A 3863-nucleotide genomic window follows, 5' to 3' on the forward strand; every position below is an offset into this window, starting at 1 on the left:
GGGCTGGAGAAAGGGTCATTCTGAGAATGAAGATTCCGACGTTACTAACTGAGTGTTGTATCTAATCGTGGGGGCAGGTCAGTGCCAGTATGTATTACTGGCACGGCTTCTTCACATTGATCTATTGCACCGATCGATACTCAAGCAGTGATAGTTTTTAACTATTAATAGAGATGGATTGATCGCTTTATCAATAGAATATAACGATCGATTCCAGGGAACTGATCTGTAGTAACGATTATCCCATTCTCTCTCAAATGCATACGATCAGGTGGCCTTTTGTACAGCAAAGGGCCATTTTTCGTTTGTAAAACAACAGTAAGGAATCTCTATGTTTAAGGTCACTTCTGCACTCTTTCTCAGTGCAACTTTGTTCACCACCGCTGCGCACGCGACCATTCAGGAACAGCAGTGGGGTAACTGGTTTGGTAATACCAGCGGAATGGAATTTGGTATTAATGCCGACAATGATGTTGGTGAGCGCATTACCTTCACTTGCATCGGAGGCCACCTGGGCATCACCTACAGCGTCCCAGCAAAGAACTATTCCATTTCTTCTGGGGCTGGTCTGAAAAAGCCAGGGTTGATCATCAACTCAACCCATTATCAATTAGGCGAAGCTGCATTTATGGCGCTCAAAAACACCAGTGATGAAGGAGTGCTGGAAGTCACTGAAGACAAGAAACTATTGTCCAAACCGTTCAAAACCGAAGGTCTTCAGGAAGCGCTGAAAGAGGTAACCTGGCAGGATTGCATCAGCCGTTAAGCACCTTCTTCGCCTATTTCTCAAAACAGCACAGTTTGCTGTTTTAGCTACTCGTTGCTGGAGTTCAGATACGTCCAGCAGAGCCAACGACAAACGTCCTCAGGGTGTCATCATGACAGAATTTATTTCTCGCTTATTTATTATCTCAGTGCTTTCATTTCCGGCCCTAAGTTTTGCCATCACAATTCCCGGTAATATCCACCCAGAGCGATACACATTCTTTCTAACAGATAGAGGCGGTGAAATGCTTCGCGAAATGAACGATGCGGCAGTCAGCGTAAAACTCAACAATAAAGTTGGTTTTAGCGCTGAGGCACAGAGCAAGGCTGCTGCTGCGAACATATCTCCTTTGCTGTACGCATCATCACCCCTTGAACAGAACTTTATCCGCTACGACAGTAAACCAGTTAAGGCTCTGACTTGTCTCGTAACGGCCCGCACTATGCCGGGCCAGAATAAAAATTACTCATGGGAGGAAACCTACTGCCTTGATGAAACCGGTGCTGCCTACATCGGCACAAAAGGCTGGCCGTCACGTGCTATCGTCGAAAAGAGCTGCGAGGTGGGTGCCTCCAATTGTCCTGTATATCTTGGTCTGAACAATGATCCACCGACCATGCGGAATGATGCTGCGCAATATATTCCTTATAGCAGCGATCGGGCAAGCGGGCAGAAAGAACGTAACTCTGAGCCAAAATCAACGACCGCTGAAACCGTCGCAGAGCAGGACGGTTATGTGGTGAGTTTTGTTAAAGCCAGCAACTGTGCAGACAACAAACTGATTGTCAAAAACACAAGCTCTGGGAAAACCGCCGCAATTGCAGGATTAAGTGGTTGCTCTTTTGATCCGAAGAAAAATGCAGTAATTATCTTCCCTCAAAATGAATATGTCGGCGTTTACAATGGTCCTACAAACGCTTCTGAGGAAATAGCCTCAGTCGATCTCCCCTAATTACTCTTCCAGTCCGGTATTAGCTTCCTGCGATACCGGACGCCTTTTGGATCAACCTATGAAAACTAAAAAATCCCCGGACGATACAACGCCAGATGCAGAATCATTTGGGCTGACCTGGCCCGTTGTTTTCAGCGTCACAGGCCTCACTCTGCTGAGAAGTAAGTCGGTCATATGCCAGACAATGGGAGCCAGCCTGATGACCTATAGCCTGATAAGACTCATAAAAAAACTCGCCACGCTTGCCTGAAAAGTCCCAATCAGGCACAACGGTTTGTGTTCTAACACCTGTACCAGACGTACTATCACCTTTCGAAGCCCACCTGGAAGCTAACTCTCGACAAAAGCTGAAGCGTTCCTTTATCAAAGTGCTGGCTGCAATAGCAGAGGACAGAATCAATGATGATGCCTTTGTTTTATCGTTGTGCAGCAAAGCGTATGAACGCTTACCTCTGAACATAAGGCGAGTCGTTACATACAAATGGTGTCTTCGATACTTCCAGTACAGTAAGCCCTTTATTCTGCAGCGATTACAACATCACCAGGCCGAAAAGCTAATTTCACCGGCATTACCTGACAGAGAACTCTCGCCACAGCAGAGCCAGCCACCAGCCTCTCCCTGAACATTTTATCTTCCATCCAATGCCACTCTACTGGAGTGGCTTTTATGCCCGTTTTAAAAGGAATCAACTATGACCCGTTTAGTCAGCCGCTTTGGTGCAGTCAACCTTGTTCGTCGTGACCGCCCGTTAACTCGCGACGAATTGGCCCATTATGTTCCCAGTGTCTTCAGCGAAGAAAAGCATGAATCCCGTAGTGATCGCTATACCTACATCCCGACAATTACCCTTCTCGATAACTTGCAACGCGAAGGCTTCCAGCCATTCTTCGCGTGTCAAACCAGAGTCCGCGACCAGAGCAAACGAGAGCATACGAAGCACATGCTGCGCCTGCGTCGTGAAGGCCAGATTACTGGCAAACAGGTTCCCGAAATTATTCTGCTGAACAGCCACGACGGTTCCAGCTCATATCAGATGCTACCGGGGTTATTTAGAGCAGTTTGCCAAAATGGGCTGATTTGCGGTGAGAGTTTTGGCGAAGTACGCGTGCCGCATAAAGGCAACGTAGTAGAGAAAGTCATCGAAGGGGCCTACGAAGTACTGGGAATATTTGACCGCGTAGAAGAGAAACGCGATGCCATGCAATCGCTTTTGTTGCCGCCGCCCGCTCAGCAGGCTATGGCGAAAGCGGCGCTGACATATCGCTTCGGTGAGGAGCACCAACCGGTGACAGAGACGCAGATACTTTCCCCACGCCGCTGGCAGGATGAGAGTAACGACCTGTGGACCACTTATCAGCGCATTCAGGAAAACCTGATTAAAGGCGGGCTATCGGGGAGAACAACCAAAGGAAAGTGCGCCCATACCCGAGCAGTGAAAGGTATTGACGGTGATGTGAAGCTCAACCGTGCCCTCTGGGTGATGGCTGAGAATATGCTGCAGCTTGCTTCATGATCTCTTCCACTATTTTTCCTCAACGCCTTTCCGAAGATTCGGAAGGGCTTTTCTTTCTAAGGAACAACCATGTCTACGCTCAATTTATCCCCGGTATTTCCTGCAAACGAGCAGCGAGTCATCCAGCAAGCATTACGTCTGCTGGATAAATACCAGCGTCAACCGAGTGAGTCATTTACCTCAACCAGCCTCACAAAAACATGGCTGAAACTGCAGATGGCTCATCTGGAGCGGGAAGTCTTCATCGTGATGTATCTCGACAATCAGCATTGCCTGCTGGAGCGAGAAACACTGTTTACCGGCACGCTCAGCCATACCGAAGTGCATCCCCGCGAAGTGGTTAAATCAGCCCTGAAACATAACGCCGCTGCGGTCATTCTGGCACACAACCATCCGTCCGGCACGACAGAAATCAGCCAGCAGGATAAACATGTCACTCAGCGGATTGCTAAAGCCTTGGCTCTGGTGGAAGTGCGTGTGCTGGATCATCTTGTGGTCGGGAATGAAGTGGTTTCTTTTGCTGAATGTGGCTTGTTGTGAGGTGGAGTGAAGTGGTTTACTGAATTTGGCCACCTGAACAGAGGTGATATGCTCACCTCAGAACAACACAGGTGCCATAATGAAAAAAAGA

General features: G+C 48.2%; 5 protein-coding genes. All 5 read left to right on the plus strand.

Annotation, left to right across the window (positions count from 1 at the left end; all coding sequences use genetic code 11):
- Nucleotides 1-331 precede the first annotated feature (331 nt).
- Nucleotides 332-766 (plus strand): hypothetical protein, encoded by a 435-nt coding sequence (locus tag AX755_RS19380; RefSeq protein ID WP_044488933.1) that lies wholly within the window; start codon nt 332-334, stop codon nt 764-766.
- Nucleotides 767-878: 112 nt separating this feature from the next.
- A complete protein-coding gene (locus AX755_RS19385; RefSeq protein ID WP_049125417.1) occupies nt 879-1718 on the plus strand; it encodes a hypothetical protein in 840 nt (279 codons plus the stop codon).
- Nucleotides 1719-1776: 58 nt separating this feature from the next.
- Nucleotides 1777-1968: a hypothetical protein gene (locus tag AX755_RS25895; protein WP_023305181.1), complete on the plus strand. Its 192-nt coding sequence runs from the start codon at nt 1777-1779 to the stop codon at nt 1966-1968.
- 442 nt (nt 1969-2410) lie between these two features.
- Nucleotides 2411-3232, plus strand: coding sequence for a DUF932 domain-containing protein (locus tag AX755_RS19390; protein ID WP_032620720.1), 822 nt, complete (start codon nt 2411-2413; stop codon nt 3230-3232).
- A 69-nt stretch (nt 3233-3301) separates the two neighbouring features.
- Nucleotides 3302-3772: a RadC family protein gene (gene radC, locus AX755_RS19395; protein ID WP_040117034.1), complete on the plus strand. Its 471-nt coding sequence runs from the start codon at nt 3302-3304 to the stop codon at nt 3770-3772.
- Nucleotides 3773-3863: the final 91 nt, after the last annotated feature.

It is taken from the genome of Enterobacter sp. SENG-6 (assembly GCF_001605945.1).
Lineage (GTDB): Bacteria > Pseudomonadota > Gammaproteobacteria > Enterobacterales > Enterobacteriaceae > Enterobacter > Enterobacter cloacae.

What these genes read in the sequence shown, in the direction of transcription:
- AX755_RS19390 (WP_032620720.1), top strand. Translation starts at nt 2,411, where the DNA reads ATGACCCGTTTAGTCAGCCGCTTTGGTGCAGTCAACCTTGTTCGTCGT.
- AX755_RS19380 (WP_044488933.1), top strand. Translation starts at nt 332, where the DNA reads ATGTTTAAGGTCACTTCTGCACTCTTTCTCAGTGCAACTTTGTTCACC.
- AX755_RS25895 (WP_023305181.1), top strand. Translation starts at nt 1,777, where the DNA reads ATGAAAACTAAAAAATCCCCGGACGATACAACGCCAGATGCAGAATCA.
- AX755_RS19385 (WP_049125417.1), top strand. Translation starts at nt 879, where the DNA reads ATGACAGAATTTATTTCTCGCTTATTTATTATCTCAGTGCTTTCATTT.
- radC (WP_040117034.1), top strand. Translation starts at nt 3,302, where the DNA reads ATGTCTACGCTCAATTTATCCCCGGTATTTCCTGCAAACGAGCAGCGA.